17 protein-coding genes and 1 tRNA gene are annotated in these 15,608 nt (G+C 57.8%); 8 read left to right on the forward strand and 10 right to left on the reverse strand.

Annotated features, from left to right (window positions below; all coding sequences use genetic code 11):
• The first annotated feature begins 5 nt into the window (after positions 1-5).
• Genes fghA through Q1B15_RS12260 form a run of 4 tightly spaced genes read left to right on the forward strand, consistent with a single transcriptional unit; the run spans position 6 to position 3,228 of the window.
• Complete coding sequence (gene fghA, locus Q1B15_RS12245) at positions 6-836, forward strand: S-formylglutathione hydrolase (protein WP_299754033.1); 831 nt, start codon at positions 6-8, stop codon at positions 834-836.
• Entirely contained in the window at positions 827-1,264 is a 438-nt protein-coding gene (locus Q1B15_RS12250) for a YaiI/YqxD family protein (RefSeq protein ID WP_299754012.1), read from the forward strand. Before fghA ends, Q1B15_RS12250 begins: the two co-directional genes overlap by 10 nt.
• A gap of 31 nt (positions 1,265-1,295) precedes the next feature.
• On the forward strand, positions 1,296-2,261 hold the full coding sequence (locus tag Q1B15_RS12255; protein ID WP_299754013.1) for a DMT family transporter: 966 nt from the start codon (positions 1,296-1,298) through the stop codon (positions 2,259-2,261).
• Positions 2,262-2,268: 7 nt separating this feature from the next.
• Positions 2,269-3,228 (forward strand): alpha/beta hydrolase, encoded by a 960-nt coding sequence (locus Q1B15_RS12260; RefSeq protein WP_299754014.1) that lies wholly within the window; start codon positions 2,269-2,271, stop codon positions 3,226-3,228.
• Here the strand turns inward: Q1B15_RS12260 and Q1B15_RS12265 are convergent.
• Positions 3,209-3,853, reverse strand: a complete 645-nt coding sequence (locus Q1B15_RS12265; protein ID WP_299754015.1) for a GntR family transcriptional regulator — start codon at positions 3,851-3,853, stop codon at positions 3,209-3,211. The genes Q1B15_RS12260 and Q1B15_RS12265 overlap by 20 nt on opposite strands.
• A 33-nt stretch (positions 3,854-3,886) precedes the next feature.
• Positions 3,887-4,561: a SprT family zinc-dependent metalloprotease gene (locus tag Q1B15_RS12270; protein WP_299754016.1), complete on the reverse strand. Its 675-nt coding sequence runs from the start codon at positions 4,559-4,561 to the stop codon at positions 3,887-3,889.
• Between the two features lie 160 nt (positions 4,562-4,721).
• Here Q1B15_RS12270 and Q1B15_RS12275 point away from each other — a divergent pair, with 160 nt between their 5' ends.
• A complete protein-coding gene (locus Q1B15_RS12275) occupies positions 4,722-5,045 on the forward strand; it encodes a TIGR02300 family protein (RefSeq protein WP_299754017.1) in 324 nt (107 codons plus the stop codon).
• Positions 5,046-5,122: 77 nt separating this feature from the next.
• Positions 5,123-5,198, forward strand: a tRNA-Ala gene (locus tag Q1B15_RS12280).
• 233 nt (positions 5,199-5,431) lie between these two features.
• Here Q1B15_RS12280 and Q1B15_RS12285 read toward each other — a convergent pair.
• On the reverse strand, positions 5,432-5,722 hold the full coding sequence (locus Q1B15_RS12285) for a hypothetical protein (RefSeq protein ID WP_299754018.1): 291 nt from the start codon (positions 5,720-5,722) through the stop codon (positions 5,432-5,434).
• Here Q1B15_RS12285 and Q1B15_RS23495 point away from each other — a divergent pair.
• Together Q1B15_RS23495 and bmt are read left to right on the forward strand one after the other, a co-directional pair.
• Entirely contained in the window at positions 5,624-5,827 is a 204-nt protein-coding gene (locus Q1B15_RS23495; RefSeq protein ID WP_366141724.1) for a hypothetical protein, read from the forward strand. The two genes, Q1B15_RS12285 and Q1B15_RS23495, sit on opposite strands and share 99 nt — an antisense overlap.
• Positions 5,828-5,983: 156 nt before the next feature.
• A complete protein-coding gene (bmt, locus tag Q1B15_RS12290; protein WP_299754019.1) occupies positions 5,984-7,000 on the forward strand; it encodes a betaine--homocysteine S-methyltransferase in 1,017 nt (338 codons plus the stop codon).
• Here the strand turns inward: bmt and recN are convergent.
• From recN to Q1B15_RS12325, 7 genes are all read right to left on the reverse strand, one after another.
• On the reverse strand, positions 6,997-8,646 hold the full coding sequence (gene recN, locus Q1B15_RS12295) for a DNA repair protein RecN (RefSeq protein ID WP_299754020.1): 1,650 nt from the start codon (positions 8,644-8,646) through the stop codon (positions 6,997-6,999). The genes bmt and recN overlap by 4 nt on opposite strands.
• A 4-nt stretch (positions 8,647-8,650) precedes the next feature.
• Positions 8,651-9,466, reverse strand: coding sequence for an outer membrane protein assembly factor BamD (locus Q1B15_RS12300; protein ID WP_299754021.1), 816 nt, complete (start codon positions 9,464-9,466; stop codon positions 8,651-8,653).
• A 122-nt stretch (positions 9,467-9,588) separates the two neighbouring features.
• Positions 9,589-10,512, reverse strand: a complete 924-nt coding sequence (lpxC, locus tag Q1B15_RS12305; protein ID WP_299754022.1) for a UDP-3-O-acyl-N-acetylglucosamine deacetylase — start codon at positions 10,510-10,512, stop codon at positions 9,589-9,591.
• A gap of 226 nt (positions 10,513-10,738) precedes the next feature.
• On the reverse strand, positions 10,739-12,310 hold the full coding sequence (gene ftsZ, locus Q1B15_RS12310; protein WP_299754023.1) for a cell division protein FtsZ: 1,572 nt from the start codon (positions 12,308-12,310) through the stop codon (positions 10,739-10,741).
• A gap of 444 nt (positions 12,311-12,754) precedes the next feature.
• On the reverse strand, positions 12,755-14,089 hold the full coding sequence (gene ftsA / locus Q1B15_RS12315) for a cell division protein FtsA (protein ID WP_299754024.1): 1,335 nt from the start codon (positions 14,087-14,089) through the stop codon (positions 12,755-12,757).
• Positions 14,086-14,952: a cell division protein FtsQ/DivIB gene (locus Q1B15_RS12320; RefSeq protein ID WP_299754025.1), complete on the reverse strand. Its 867-nt coding sequence runs from the start codon at positions 14,950-14,952 to the stop codon at positions 14,086-14,088. Before Q1B15_RS12320 ends, ftsA begins: the two co-directional genes overlap by 4 nt.
• On the reverse strand, positions 14,940-15,608 hold a 669-nt coding region (locus tag Q1B15_RS12325), incomplete at its 5' end, for a D-alanine--D-alanine ligase (RefSeq protein ID WP_299754026.1). The genes Q1B15_RS12320 and Q1B15_RS12325, both read right to left, overlap by 13 nt.

The following is a 15,608-nucleotide window of genomic DNA, read 5'->3' on the forward strand; positions in this document are numbered from 1 at the left end:
ATATGATGGAAACGCTGTCTGAAAATCGGTGTTTTGGCGGTGTGCAGGGGGTCTATTCTCATACGTCACGTGCAACGACCGGCACAATGACTTTTGGGTTGTTTGTGCCAGAGGAGGCAGCCGATAGGCCGGTGCCGGTCCTTTGGTATCTGTCCGGTCTGACTTGCACCCACGAGAACGCGATGGTGAAGTCTGGCGCGCAGGCTTGGGCGGCCGAGCACGGAGTGGCGATTGTATTTCCGGACACGTCACCGCGCGGTGAAGATGTCGCCAATCATGACGATTATGATCTCGGACAGGGTGCCGGGTTTTACATCGATGCTACCGAAGCGCCTTGGGCCTCACATTTTAGCATGCAGACCTATGTGCTTGAGGATTTGCCGGCGCTGATATTCGACGCATTTCCGCTGGACCGCGACCGTCAGGCAATCACAGGCCATTCAATGGGTGGCCACGGTGCGTTGACGCTTGCGGCGAAGTCGCCAGGAAGATTCCGATCTGTGTCGGCGTTCTCTCCTATCTGCAATCCAACCGTGAGCGATTGGGGCAAAAAGCAGTTTGAAGCCTATCTTGGTAGCGTCGAGGCGGGGGCTGCGCATGATGCGACAACGCTTGCCGAAGGCGGTGCTTTTGACGGCCTGCCAGTGCTGATTGATACGGGAACAGACGATCAGTTTGGTCATTTGTTGAAGACCGAATGCCTGGCCGAAGCGTTGATGCGGCGGCGCACGGAAGCCACGGTGCGGATGCAAAAGGGTTATGATCACTCGTATTTCTTTGTGTCGACCTTCATGGAGGAACACCTTGCGTTTCATGGGGAAGCACTTTGGCGATAATTTACGTCGATGCAGACGCCTGCCCGGTCAAAGCCCAAGTTGAAGCGGTAGCGACGCGGCGCAAGGTCGAAGTGAAGATGGTCGCCAATGGCGGGCTTCGCCCTTCCACCAATCCATTGGTTGAGATGGTTTATGTCGCAGATGGCCCGGATGTTGCTGACATCTGGATCGCTGAGCGAGTGGGCCCCGGAGATGTGGTGATTACCAGCGACATTCCCTTGGCCGCGCGCGCGGTTGAAGCGGGTGCGCTTGTCTTAAAGCCCAATGGCGAGCGGTTGACCGCTACCAATGTCGGAAATGCACTGGCGATGCGCGATCTTGCGGCTGATCTGCGCGCCGCGGATCCGTTCCGCCAAGGCGGCGGCAAAGGCTTTACAAAGGCAGATCGGTCGCGTTTTCTCGACGCACTGGAGCATGCCCTGCGATAACGCGCGTCGCGCTCCTTATTTCTGGTTTGATATGTCATTGACCGACGCAGAACGGACAACCTTCACTGGCGCCTATTGGGCGCTTGCCGCTGTCACGGCGTTTTCAGTGAATGACGTGATAATTAAGTTCCTGTCCGGGGATTATCCGTTGTATCAGGTGATGTTCCTGCGTTCGACCGTGGGGCTTTTGTTTGTGCTGGCCGTTTTGGTGCCTCTCACCGGAACTATGGCGATGCTAAAGACTCACAAACTAAAAACACACCTATTGCGCGGGCTTTGCGTCGTCTTTGCGAACTTCTGCTTTTTTCTGGCACTGGCGGCCCTGCCCCTTGCTGATGCCGTGGCGATCTTCTTTGTGAGCCCGCTTTTGATCTCGGTCTTTTCGGTGGTTTTCCTCGGCGAATACGTCGGACCACGCCGCTGGGCGGCGATCCTGCTTGGGCTGGTCGGTGTCTTGATCGTGGTCCGTCCGGGAACGAGCGCGTTTCAGATTGCCTCGCTTTTGCCGCTGCTGGCGGCGGTGGGCTATGCGTTCCTACACATCCTGACGCGGCGCATTGGCGGAACCGAAAACGCGACGGCGATGGTCTTTTATATTCAGGGCACATTCCTGATGGTGTCGACCACCGCCGGACTGGTGCTTGGGCACGGCGAATTCAACGTGTTTGACCATCCGTCAGCGGTGTTTTTGTTCCGCGCATGGGAGTGGCCAGCGGCGTTTGATCTGTCGTTGATGGTGTTTTCAGGCGTGGTGACTTCTGTCGGTGGCTATATGATATCGCAGGCCTATCGCCGCTCGGAAGCGGCCTTGGTAGCGCCGTTTGAATATATTGCGCTGCCTCTTTCGGTGGTTTTTGGGATCGTATTGTTTGCAGAAATTCCGGATGGAGCGGCCTTATGCGGTATCGCTTTGATCCTGATCGCGGGGATGGTGCTGATCTGGCGTGAAGCGGCCGCGCGGCGGCGGGCGACACTTGAGGGGCCAAACCGGCTATGATGGGCGCATGAGTTTAATCGGATGGGTCGCTTTAGGCGCGGTTGCTGCCGCTCCCCTGATTGCGGAAGCATTGCGCCAGCCTATGACACGTGCCGCGCAAAGCCTCGCACCCGGCAATATCGCAGAGCTGCCATCGGGGCGGACGCATTATCGCTGGACTGGCCCAAAGCGCGGACCCATCGCGGTTTGTATTCACGGGCTGTCCTCGCCTCAGTTTATCTTCGCAGGGACGGCGCGCGCGTTAGCGGCGTTGGGATATCGTGTGTTGACGTATGATCTTTATGGACGGGGCTGGTCGTCGAGGCCGCGCGGTCGGCAGGATATAGACTATTTCCTGCGCCAATTGCGGGATCTGTTGGATCACCTCGGGATCCACGGGCCTTTGACCGTGGTTGGCTATTCCATGGGAGGTAGCCTGGCGACAGCCTTTGCCGCCGAAGAAGGCCTGAATATCAAAGCATTGATCTTGATGGCCCCGTCCGGTCTGCAGCCGGTCTATACAACACCGAAGGATCGTTTGTGGACGTACCCGGTGATTGGCGATTGGCTGATGCCGGTGGCGGGTGGCTGGGATTTGCGCCGCGAATTGGCTGGGGAAGGCGCCGCGCCAACCGTGATCCCGAACCTGTCGGAGCGGCTTGCATCAGAAACGCGCAAACGCGGGTACTTGCCGTCTCTTTTGTCTTCGCGCCGCCATATCCTGGCAAAAACGCTGGACGAGGATCACCGCGCGATTACTGATTATGACACACCGGTGCTGGCTATCTGGGGACGTGAGGATGGGGTTATCTCGATTTCTGCCATGGGGACCTTGGCGGCGTTGAACCCGAATGCGCATCATGTGGAATTGCCTACAGGCACGCATAATTTCCCTCAGACGCATCCGGGGCGCGTGGCGGAAATCCTGAAATCCTTTCTAGGAGATCACTCGACGACGCCCACACGGCCTAATTCGCCAGCATCCTGAGGCCTTGTGTGACATCGCTGCGCACCGCAAGGCGTAACCCCGGCTCGTCGCCAGCCCTGAGGGCGGCAAGGATCAGACGGTGGTCCTTTGGCACCTCGGTGCGCTTGAGACGCCCGTAGAGTGCCCGCATGGTCGGGCCAAGCTGCAGCCACACTGTCTCGGCCATGGCAAGCATCGCAGGGGCCTGAGCGCGCAAATAGAGCGTTCGGTGAAATTCGAGGTTCGTGCGGATGTAGGCAACGGCATCGCCTTTGACGATGGCCTCAGAGATAACGTTGTTTATCAGCCCGAGGCGTTCGATCAAAGCCATATGAGCGCGAGGCAGTGCCCGGCTGGCAAGTTCGGTTTCGATGAGGGCGCGCAAAGCAGCAAGTTCCTCGATGCGGTCGTTAGATAATTCGGGCGTCGAGACGCGCCCCGATACCGAAAGCGTCAGCGCACCTTCGGCAACAAGGCGCCGGATAGCTTCGCGTGCCGGTGTCATCGAGACCCCGAAGTCTTTGCCGACGCCACGCAATGTCAGGGCGTCGCCGGGGTCGATTTCTCCGTGCATGATACGGGCGCGCAAGACGCGGTAGACGCGATCGTGGGCGGCGGGAAGTGGATCGGCGGTACGACTTAACATGTGAACACTGTGATCACAAAAGCCACGCCCGCGTCAATCAAAGCGATACCGATGAAGCCCCGGGCCATCCGTTTTGAGCCAGTTTTTCGAAGCGCGGTAATCGGGGCGTAGGGTTTCAACGACCGACCAGAAGGCACGCGAGTGGTTCATTTCGACAAGGTGGGCGACCTCGTGGGCGATCACGTAGTCAAAAATCTCGGGTGGAGCGAGGATAAGACGCCATGACAACATCAGCTTGCCTTGCGAGGTGCATGACCCCCAGCGTGATCGAGTATCGCGGAAGCTGACACCTGTGACCGTGCGCCCCACGCGCGCGCTGTAGTGATCAATCCGCGGCAGGGCCCGGTCACGGGCGAGGTGTCTTAGCGTCGACGTAAGCGCGCGCGGCGTCGGCATTTCGATACGTTGATCGAATATCCGCGCCTGACGCCCATGCCCCTGTTCGATCCGGCGCACCGTGCCTTCAACGGGCAGGTCAGTCCCGACGCGCAAGGGGGTTGCAGGCGCAGTTTTCTGGCGCGCGTTGAAGATCCATTCGGCGTGGTCATCAAGGAAAGCCCGCGCCGCGCGGTCGGTTGTTGAAAGCGGCATCGTCAAGGTCACACACCCATCCAGACGCGAAACCCGCAGCGTCATGCGCCGCGCCCGCGCTATTCGGCGGATTGTGATCCCATCTCCGGGGTTGTCCAATGGCCTCAACCAACCCATGTCCATGCCTCGATTGTTGTACTTGTGCTTTTAGAGACCCTAGCTTTGACTGTGTTCGCTCGACAAGGGCAGATACAGCGTCAAAAGGCTTTGACAGACGCTGGTACATATGGCAGTTGGCGCGACATTCCACACGGACCTCCTGAACGAAGGACTACCTATGCCGAAGGAAGAATGGGGCACAAAACGCCTATGCCCAACATCGGGCAAGCGGTTTTACGATATGAACACCAATCCGGTGGTCAGCCCGTATACGGGCGAAGTCGTCAACATCGAGACTGGCAAAGCCAGCCGGACGATGGTTGCTGATAAACCGGATGCGAGCGCAAAGCCTGTAAAAGAAGCCGAAGAAGAAGTGGTTCTCGAAGACGACGAGGATGATGCAGACGTCGATCTGGGCGATGATGTCCTTGAAGATGACGACGATGACGACGATGTTTCGCTTGACGATATCGCCGATGTTGCCGCTGACGACGACGATTGACCGCTGATTTTATGCTTGCTTTGAAAAGGCGAAATCAGTAACCCACGCGGGCGGTCTCGCACTGCCCGCACCCGGATGGGGCCATAGCTCAGTTGGGAGAGCGCTTGCATGGCATGCAAGAGGTCAGGGGTTCGATTCCCCTTGGCTCCACCACCTTCTCAAACAGTAATTAATATTAATAAGCTACTGTTTTATAGAGAATATTCCAAGGGTCTGTCACAGTGAGGTGTTACAGTGAGGAACCTCGCAAAGATGCCCGGACACACCCGATCTTTGGCGCGATTGCCATAATCGCTGCAGATTGATTGGCGTATTCGTGTTCATGTTCAAATATCATCGGATCCGCGCGCGCCCGCACTTCGGTTGAAAATCTGTTTGCTCTGTTACTATTTTTCATAGGCTCCATCCATACTTGCTTTGGAGCCTCCGGCAAACAAGGGGCGGTTCACATCGACGCCCGCGTTGAGGCCGGCAAAGTTTTGTTGGATGTCGTCGTGGTCGCCGATGCTGTAGGTGCGGATGGTCCGGTTAAGTTGGGCGTGCGCCCCGAGCATATGGAATTGGACGACGATGGTTCCTTGCATGTCACAGTTAAGATGACGGAACTGCTTGGAGCAAATACGCTGTTTCACGGCAAACTCACCAATCATCCCCAAAGCTTCACGATAAGTCCGCAAGGCGTGCACCCTATGAAGAGTTCAGGCCAGAAAATGCGGTTTTCGGTTCAAGCTGGACAGGCCCATGTTTTTGATGCCACGAATGGGCTGCGGCGCACGGGCTGAGCAGGCCGAAGCAACGTCATTTCCCAGTGTCCATCTGCCGCCGGTGTGACGGATGGTATTAGCGCGAAACTGACGGGCAGTCCTGAAAAGAAATAATTTGCGCCAACCATCCTCGCGTGTCAGTTGGGCACAACTTTAAGGTGGAGACCTCCTCGGATGACTGACCGACTGACGATACTTTTGAAGGAACGTGACTGGCTTTTGGCCGATGGCGCCACCGGGACAAACCTGTTCAATATGGGTCTAATGGCGGGTGATGCGCCGGAGTTCTGGAACGTCAACGAGGCCGCAAAAATCAAAGCGCTCTACAAGGGCTCGGTTGATGCTGGCTCGGATATCTTTCTCACAAATACTTTTGGCGGCAATGCCGCGCGTCTGAAACTGCACGACGGGCAAGATCGTGTGTTTGATCTCAACAAAGCGGGTGCCGAGATTGGTCGCGAGATTGCTGATGCTTCGGGCCGTTCGGTGGTCGTAGCAGGCTCGGTCGGCCCCACGGGGGAAATCATGGAGCCGTTGGGGGCGCTGACTTATCCCGGCGCGGTCGAGATGTTCCACGAGCAAGCTGAGGGTCTGAAGGCGGGCGGCGCGGATGTCCTTTGGGTCGAGACCATCAGCGCGCCTGAAGAATTCCGAGCTGCAGCTGAAGCCGCCCTTCTGGCCGGCATGCCGTGGTGTGGCACGATGAGTTTCGACACGGCGGGACGCACAATGATGGGGCTGACCAGTCAGGGGCTGTCAGACCTTGTCGGCAAGCTTGATCACGCGCCTTTGGCGTACGGCGCGAACTGTGGTGTCGGCGCGTCGGATTTGTTGCGTACGATCCTTGGATTTGCAGCGCAGGGGTCCGAGACGCCTTTGATTGCAAAGGGGAATGCGGGCATTCCGAAATATGTTGACGGACATATCCACTATGACGGCACACCCGATCTGATGGCCGAATATGCCTTGCTGGCCCGCAATTCAGGCGCGACCATTATTGGTGGCTGTTGTGGGACAACCCCGGATCATCTTGTGAAGATGCGAGCTGCGTTGGAAGAAACTCCAAAGGGCGAGCGCCCGACGCTTGATCAGATCACGGCAGCTTTGGGTGGGTTTTCATCCGCCTCGGATGGAACAGGCGATGATGTACCAGTTTCGACGCGTCGCAGCAGTCGGCGGCGGCGCACTTAGGCGTTTAGAAGCGTCTTTGCCGCAACGCGTGCCGCATCCGTGACCGTGTCACCCGACAGCATACGCGCGACTTCATCAATCCGTTCAAGATCGTCCAGAGCGACAACTGTGGACAGGGTTGCGCCCTTGGTCACACTCTTTTCAACGCGCCAGTGATGCGCGCCCCGTGCGGCTACTTGAGGTGAATGAGTGACCACAAGCACCTGAGAATCCACCGATAATTCCGCCAACCTTCGCCCCACAGCATCGGCAGTTGCCCCACCAACGCCGCGGTCGATTTCATCAAATATAAGGGTCAGACCATCGACGCCCGAAGTAAGGCATACCTTTAGAGCCAGCAGGAACCGGCTTAACTCGCCGCCCGACGCAATCTTGTTCAAGGCACCTGAGGGCGCGCCGGGATTGGTCGCGATGGTGAAGGCGACCGTATCACGACCATCTGGCCCTGCATCCGTTTCGGCGATGTCCGTCGCGAATACAGCGCGCTCGAGCTTCAATGGAGCAAGCTCTTTGGCCATGGCCGTATCGAGCGCCTCGGCCGCCTGCGCGCGCGCCGCACCAAGCGCGTCGGCTGCGGTATCATAGACGTCTTCTGCGTCCAAAACGGCTGCTTTCAAGTCCGCAAGTTCGGCGGCACCACCATCAAGCGCGGCCAGTTTGGCACCGAGTGTTTCCGTCAGGTCCGACAAAGCGTCCGGCAATACATTGTGTTTTCGAGCAAGTGCACGGATAGCAAATAACCGCTCTTCGACGCGCTCAAGCTCGCTCACATCAAAAGCCAGCGCTTCGAGGGCGCGCGCAACCCCGTCTTCGGCGTCTCCAAGTTCGACCATAGCACGCTCTAGGGCGGCCATAGGCGTATCAAGCGCGCCCTCCGCCTGCTCTGCCGCCTCATCAAGCCATCGCGATGCATCGCGCATCATTCCTTCGGCGCCGCCTGACCCTAGAGCCGTGTACGCGCGCGTTACGTCTTCGCGGATTTTTTCAGCGCCCTGCATCATACGACGACGGCTATCAAGGCTCGCATCTTCGCCAGCGTCGGCCGACAACTCGGTCAGTTCGCCAACGGCATGGCGCAGAAAATCTTCTTCCTCGGCCAATGCCGCCGCAACCTCTTCAGCCTCGGTCAAAGCGGCACGTGCGCCCTGAAGATCACGCCAAGCCGCGCGACATCGCGCAACCAGATCGTCCAGATCACCGAAAGTGTCCAGAAGACGACGGTGGCCGCTGGGGTTCAGTAATCCGCGGTCATCGTTCTGACCGTGTAACTCGACCAAAGTGTCGGACAGCGCCCGCAACACTTCGCCAGAGGCGCGACGGTCATTTACCCAAGCGGTTTTGCGCCCGTCGCGGGCGTTTACCCGGCGCAATATCAGAGTGTCGCCGACAGGTAAGCCAGCCTCGGCAAGGACAGCACGTGCGGGATGATCCACCGTCAGATCAAACTCTGCGATGACCTCGCCCTGATCTGCCCCTTCGCGAACCAACTCGGCACGACCACGCCAACCAAGGACAAAACCAAGCGAATCCAGAAGGATAGATTTACCGGCACCGGTTTCCCCGGTCAGTACATTAAGGCCCGGCTGAAGCAACAACTCCAACCGGTCGATGATTAACATGTCTCGTATTTCGAGACTTCTTAGCATCGGATCAGAGCCACTCGCCGCGGATCACCTGTCGGAAGATCACCGACAGCCAGTTGTCTCCGGAGGCTTCAGGGCGCAAACCTTGGCCCGTCAAAAGCGCAAAACTGTCCTCGTACCAAACGGTCGACTGATAGTTGAAGCCAAGGATCGCGCCGGCGGTTTGGGCTTCATCGGTCAGGCCCAGAGCAAGATAGGCTTCGACCAATCGGTGCAAAGCTTCTGGCGTATGGGTGGTCGTCTGGAAATCTTCGACGACAACGCGGAACCGGTTTATCGCCGCCACGTAGTGGCCGCGCTTTAGATAATAGCGCCCGATTTCCATTTCCTTGCCACCAAGGTGGTCAAAAGCAAGGTCGAATTTCAAAATTGCAGAACGCGCGTATTCGCTGTCTGGGTACTGTTCGATCACATCGCGAAGCGACTGAAGCGCCTGAAAGGTCAGACCCTGATCACGGCCGACATCGTCGATTTGATCGTAATAGGACAGCGCAAGGAGGTATTGCGCCCATGCGGCGTCTTCATCGGCAGGATATGTTGTGAGAAACCTTTGCGCCGAGCCGCGGCTGGCTTCGTAGTCACGATCACGATGATAAGAGAATGCTTGCATCACCAACGCCCGACGTGCCCACTCGGAATAGGGATAGAGACGTTCGACTTCTCCGAAAAAGCGCGCGGCTTCGGCGGAGTTTCCCTCAGACTCCAGCTCGAACTCCGCACGTTTGTAGAGTTCTTCCGCAGAAAAGCTTTCGAGCGGACGATCGACTTCACGTCCGCCTAACGCACCGCAGGCCGACAAGGTCAGCACGGTCACGGCAAACATCACAAAACTGCGGAGCGCAGACCCACCCAAACGCATCAAAACTCGCTTTCTATTACGAACTTATCGTGTTCGTAGCACAGAAAATTCTGGGGCAAAATGGCCAAAGGAAGCGCGAAGACGTGTCAGGCTGCAATCAGTGAATAGTCCGCATCGCTAAGACCAGAGCCTGGAAGCTGCGAAACACGGCTTGGATCACATTCGACAAGGCGAAACGACGTCGGGTCAGCGAAGACTGCGTGCAGCAGAAGGTTTGTCAGCGCATGGCCTGCTTTATCACCGGTGTAACGACCAAGAATTGGGCCCCCTGCCAGCGCAAGATCACCAAGAGCGTCAAGCATCTTGTGACGGACAGGTTCATCGTGGTGACGCATACCGCCCGGTGTCATGATGGCGTCTCCATCCACCACAACTGCCGATGTGACGTCGCCACCAATGATCTTACCTTGCGCACGCATCGCATCGATGTCGGCTTTGCGGCAGAATGTGCGACTGTCACAAAGCTCGCGCACAAAAGCACCGTTCGCCATATCAAGTGATTTTTCCTGATAGCCGATTGCGGCATCGGAGAAATCGATTTCAAAATCGATCGTGAACCGGTCGCTTGGCTCGAGCGTTGCGGAGGCATCACCGCGCGTCACGGACACGGGCTTCAGGATTTCAAGAACACGCACCGGTGCATTAAGTTGAACGAGGCCGCGCGCAAGTATGCCAGTGACGAACTGTGCAGAGGAGCCGTCCATCAGGGGCACTTCAGGGCCGTCGATTTCGACAAGGGCGTTGTGAACACCGCAGCCGGCAAGGGCGGCCATAACGTGTTCGATGGTCGAGACGCTGACGCCATCTGCATTCGCGATACGGGTACAAAGCTGTGTATCGTTCACGGCGCTCCACCGTGCTGGAACCAGTGGATCGCGGTCTTCGATATCGGTCCGGTGGAACCAGATCCCGTATTCGGCCGACGCGGGCTGGATCGTCATACGGACGATGCGCCCTGTATGCAGACCAGAGCCTGTGAAAGTCACAGATGATTTCAGAGTTGTTTGCACGATCGTACCTGTTTTTTTGGTCAGACACTGCCTCATGATCCGACAACCGTTAGCTAGGCGGGGCGCCGCGTCACCTCAACACAATCATTGTAACAGTCTGAAACATCACTGTTACATTTGGGCGAATTGCCGCCAAACGTCTGCACTACGCGCACTAAATTATTGTAATACAAAAGAAAAAGGTCGGCTCTTGCCGACCTTTCCCATGCAAATTAGTGACGCGACGTTAGTTCGCTTGACGGCGCAAGAAGGCTGGAATCTCGATCCGCTCTTGCTCTTCCGACACTTCCTGCTGTGGTTCAGACCGTGCAAGGTTGGGCTGTTGGCGTGCCATTTGAGGCTGTCTTTCGCCACCCTGAGCCCCTGACATGCGGTTGATCAGGTTGTTAATCCCAAAGCGCGGACGCTCGTCAACGGGGGTAGCTGCCGCTGTCGGCGAGGGTGCAACTGCCGCGGGGCGACGTGCCTCGCCCGGAAGATATCCGGCCATGGAACCCGGCGCACGACCAGTCACCCGCTCAAGACGTGCAAGCGCTTCAGGAGATGGTGTTCCTGGTACGGCGCGGCCTTGTGGTGTGACAGGCTGATGCGAGAAGGTGGCTTCTGGCGCCTGCTCCGCGGCAGGTTCGGGATGCGGCTGATACGCCGGAAGCGGCAAACCGTCTTGCGCGACAGCAGGCGGAATGTCCTCGAACAGCGATGGCTCGACCTGCTGTGCGGCGACGACATGAGCGACGGCTGGCTCAAGCGGCGCGTCCATTGCGGGTGCGGGCTGATGTGCAAGCGGCTCGGACATTTTGCGACGCTGGATCGGCGCGTCCATCATATTTGAATTTGCATCAATGCCTGTCGCGACAACGCTGACGCGCATAACACCTTCCATACCAGTGTCGAGCGTCGACCCCACGATGATGTTCGCGTCGGCGTCGACTTCTTCGCGGATGCGATTCGCAGCTTCATCAAGTTCGAACAGCGTAAGGTCGTGCCCGCCCGTTATGTTAATGAGGACGCCCTTTGCACCCTTGAGGCTGATCTCGTCCAGAAGCGGATTAGCGATGGCCTTTTCGGCGGCTTGAACCGCGCGATCTTCGCCTTCGCCTTCCCCGGTTCCCATCATGGCTTTACCCATCTCGTCCATCACAGCGCGAACGTCTGCAAAGTCGAGATTGATAAGGCCCGGGCGAACCATAAGGTCGGTCACGCCCTTAACGCCCTGATACAGAACATCATCGGCAAGCGAGAACGCTTCGGTGAAGGTTGTTTTCTCATTGGCAAGACGGAACAGGTTTTGGTTTGGAATAATGATCAAAGTGTCGACCATCTTTTGCAGAGCTTCGATGCCCTCTTCCGCCTGGCGCATCCGCTTAGCGCCTTCAAACTGGAAGGGTTTGGTAACCACGCCAACCGTCAGTACGCCCAATTCACGCGCAGCCTGGGCAATGATCGGAGCCGCGCCCGTGCCTGTGCCTCCGCCCATACCTGCTGTGATGAAGCACATGTGAGCGCCTGCAAGGTGGTCAACGATCTCTTCAATCGTTTCTTCTGCCGCAGCGGCGCCAACAGAAGGGCGCGCGCCTGCGCCAAGACCCTCGGTTACGCGAATGCCCATCTGAACTTTTGTCGATGCGACAGACTGTTGAAGCGCCTGCGCGTCTGTGTTGGCAACAACGAATTCGACGCCCTCAAGCTGCTTATCAATCATGTTGTTCACAGCGTTACCGCCAGCACCGCCGACACCAAAAACGGTGATCCGTGGCTTGAGCTCTTCGTGGGTGGGCATCGTTAAATTCAATGTCATTACTCAATCCGCCTGTTGTTATCGCACCCCCGGGCAGGGGCGCCCTTATTTTCGGCCTGCCGCCGACGTTTGGGTCCTTGGACATTACCGCGTGGACGACGTCAGGTCACCCCGATTCGCGGCGAAAGACACCAAATATGGCAATTTTTTGACCGCCACACCCAGCATCTTGGTCGAACGGCAAGATCATGCGGATTTCAATTACATAGCCACTAAAGCTCACACAATCGGCCTTCAAGATGCGCCTGAATGCACATCTAAGAGTTGTAATCCGATAATGGAGTGACCTGCTCCGCCTCTCTCACGGTTCTTTCCGAACCTTGCGGATAACTTAACAGATTCGGTTCGGGCCGTCGCCTAAAAAGTGCGCCGTAGACCCGCGAAAGGCGGGCCTTTGCCGATTGATCTTTGGCGAAACGCAGCGCTCTGAACCACGTGCCCTGCTCACCAGTTATCCCGGAACCAGCGCACGGCCCGCTTGAAAGAACGATGGGCATTCCGGTCGGTTGGCATTTCAAAGTCCCACCATTCGTCTTGCGGGTGAGAAGCGAAGAGGCTGAGGCCAACAGCACTGGCAAAGGCCGCTCCGGTCACGGCCTGCGGCAAGCCTTGAACACGAAGCGGGCGACCGATACGGATGCCTTGGCCAAGTATTTTTGGCGCAAGTCGATCAAGGCCCGGGATTTGACTGCCACCGCCAGTCAGCACAATCTGTTGCGATGGCAGATGTTCAAATCCGGCCGCATCCAGGCGTTCGCGCACCTCTTCGAGAATCTCTTCCACACGGGGGCGCATGATACCAATAAGTTCCGCGCGGCTGACGGTGCGGCGATCATGCTCCCAATCGCCGGTTTCGCCGCCAATTTCGATCAGTTCACGGTCGTCCATGCCGGTCGCCACAACGCCTCCGTGGAACGTCTTCATGCGTTCGGCGACGGCAGTTGAGACTTGCAGACCTTTTGAGATGTCTTGCGTGATGTGTTCGCCGCCCATGCGGATACTGTCTGCGTATATCATGTGCTTCTTGATGAAGATCGAGAGGCCCGTGGTGCCCCCACCAAGGTCAATGCACGCGCTGCCAAGTTCCTGTTCGTCTTCCACAAGTGCTGACATGCCGGACATATACGCCGACGACGCAAGCCCCGCCAGTTCGAGATCACAGCGCTTCAGGCAATAGATCAGGTTCTGCAAAACAGAGGTATCTACCGTCAGCATATGCATGTCGCAGGCAAGGCGCTGACCGATCTGGCCACGTGGGTCTGTAAGCCCCGAGCGATGGTCGAGGGCAAAGTTGACAGGCTGCGCATGGAGTATATCACGCTCCAAGCCATAGTCAGGGACATCGCAGGACGCCAAAGCACGCGCGACGTCCTGTTCATCGACCACGTCCCCGTCAACTAGGACGGTGCCCGCAAGTCCATACGAGCGAGGCTGGCCGCCAGACAGGCACGCAATCACATGGTCCACACGCACGTTCGCCATCTTTTGCGCGGCTTGCACTGCGGTGCGTATTGCGCGCTCGGTTTCCTGAATGGCGCAGCTTTCGCCAAGCTCGACGCCGCGCGACCGGGTGGTCGCGGCCCCAATAACGCGGAACCGGCTTTGTCCGGCCATTGCGCCAATGCCTTCGCCTTCGGGGAGACCTGTTGCGCTGTCGAACCTGAGAATCAGGCAGGCGATTTTGGACGTACCAACATCCAAAAGCGCGATAACTCCGCGTTGCATCGCAGCGCGGCGCATGGCGCGCATGGCGCGCTGGCTTTCGTAGAGATCGGTCATCTGAGGGTGTCCCTGGTCTCGGTCAGTTCGATGTCTGTCATGGCGTCAATTGCCCCTGTTGTAAGACGTAGCACCGGGCGGCGTGGGTTGCGAAAGTCGATGGCCGCAATGTCGCGGGCCAGAAGATCCTGTGCGCCATCAAGGGCGATGACTTTTTTCAATGCGGTTGTGGGGTCGCTTTCCGGCAGTTGAATGCGTTGGTCGCGATCCAAAACAAGATCCCAACGGCGCTCTCCCACGCGCAAGAGGCCGCGGAGGCGCGGCGCGATGGGAGCTGACAGAGCGATCAAGTTCAAAGCCTCGGGCACTGCATCATGGGCACCCTGCCCGACGATCAACGGCAAATCCGAGCGGTCACTGCGCATCGCAACGGTTGAGACACGGTGTCCGTCACGGTCCAAAAGACTGAGGCCTTCTGCCTCCCGCCAAATGATCGCGGGAACACGTTCGGTCACATCAATGCTAAGCACACCTCCGCCGCGTATTTGCACAGCAGCACTTTCGACCGCGTCCAGTGTTTCGACCGCAGCGCGGATTGCATCAAGGTCGAGGTCAAACGACGACTGCGGAAAATCAATGGCAAGGATACTACGGATATCGACGGCCACGGTTTCAGTGACGTCTTCGACGGCCATCATACGGACCATAAACTCGGGCCGTTCCTGGATTTGGCGGCGCAATTCAGCGATCCGGTCCGAAGCGTCCTCGCGGCGGTCTGTGTCCGAGGCCCAAAACGCGCCAATGCTGGCAACGATTAAAACCGGGAGCCCGTAGCGCAGGAAAGTTCTGAAGCGCGGCGTCAGCATGAGCCGGTTCATACGGTAGGCAAGGCGCGATGGGGCGGGATCTCTCATCTGTCGCATGAGGCGTCTTTCACCAACCAGTCGCACAGATCAGGAAATGACATTCCAAAGTGTTGGGCCTGTTCGGGCACAAGCGAGGTTGGCGTCATGCCGGGCTGGGTGTTGGTTTCAAGCGTGATGAGGCCGTGCAGGCCCTTTGTGTCATCCCAGCGGAAATCAGTGCGAGTCAGACCGCGACACCCAAGAGCGTTATGGGCAATGACCGCGTGGCTCATGCAGGCCTCGGTAATTTCGGCAGGGATGTCAGCGGGAAGAACATGGTGCGAGCCCCCCGGCGCATATTTGGCGTGATAGTCGTACCAGCCGTCGGTGACGATCTCGGTCACGCACAATGCGCGATCCTCAAGAACCGAAACCGTGAGCTCGCGACCCGGAATGTAAGCCTCGACCATAAGCGTTTGAGGCATGTTCTCGGCAATAAGGGGTGGTTCACTCGCGCCTTCGGGCACGATATAGATACCGACCGACGAACCTTCGTTGTTCGGCTTGATGACGTAAGGCGGGGCCATGACATGGCTGCCTGCAACCTCGTCGCGGGAAAACAAATGACTTTCTGTCACAGGAATACCAGCACGGCGGAAGACCGCCTTGGTGCGTTCTTTATCCATGGCCAGAGCAGAGGCGAGTACGCCAGAATGTGTGTAGGGGATTTGGAG

Source organism: uncultured Boseongicola sp. (genome assembly GCF_937988555.1).
Lineage (GTDB): Bacteria > Pseudomonadota > Alphaproteobacteria > Rhodobacterales > Rhodobacteraceae > Boseongicola.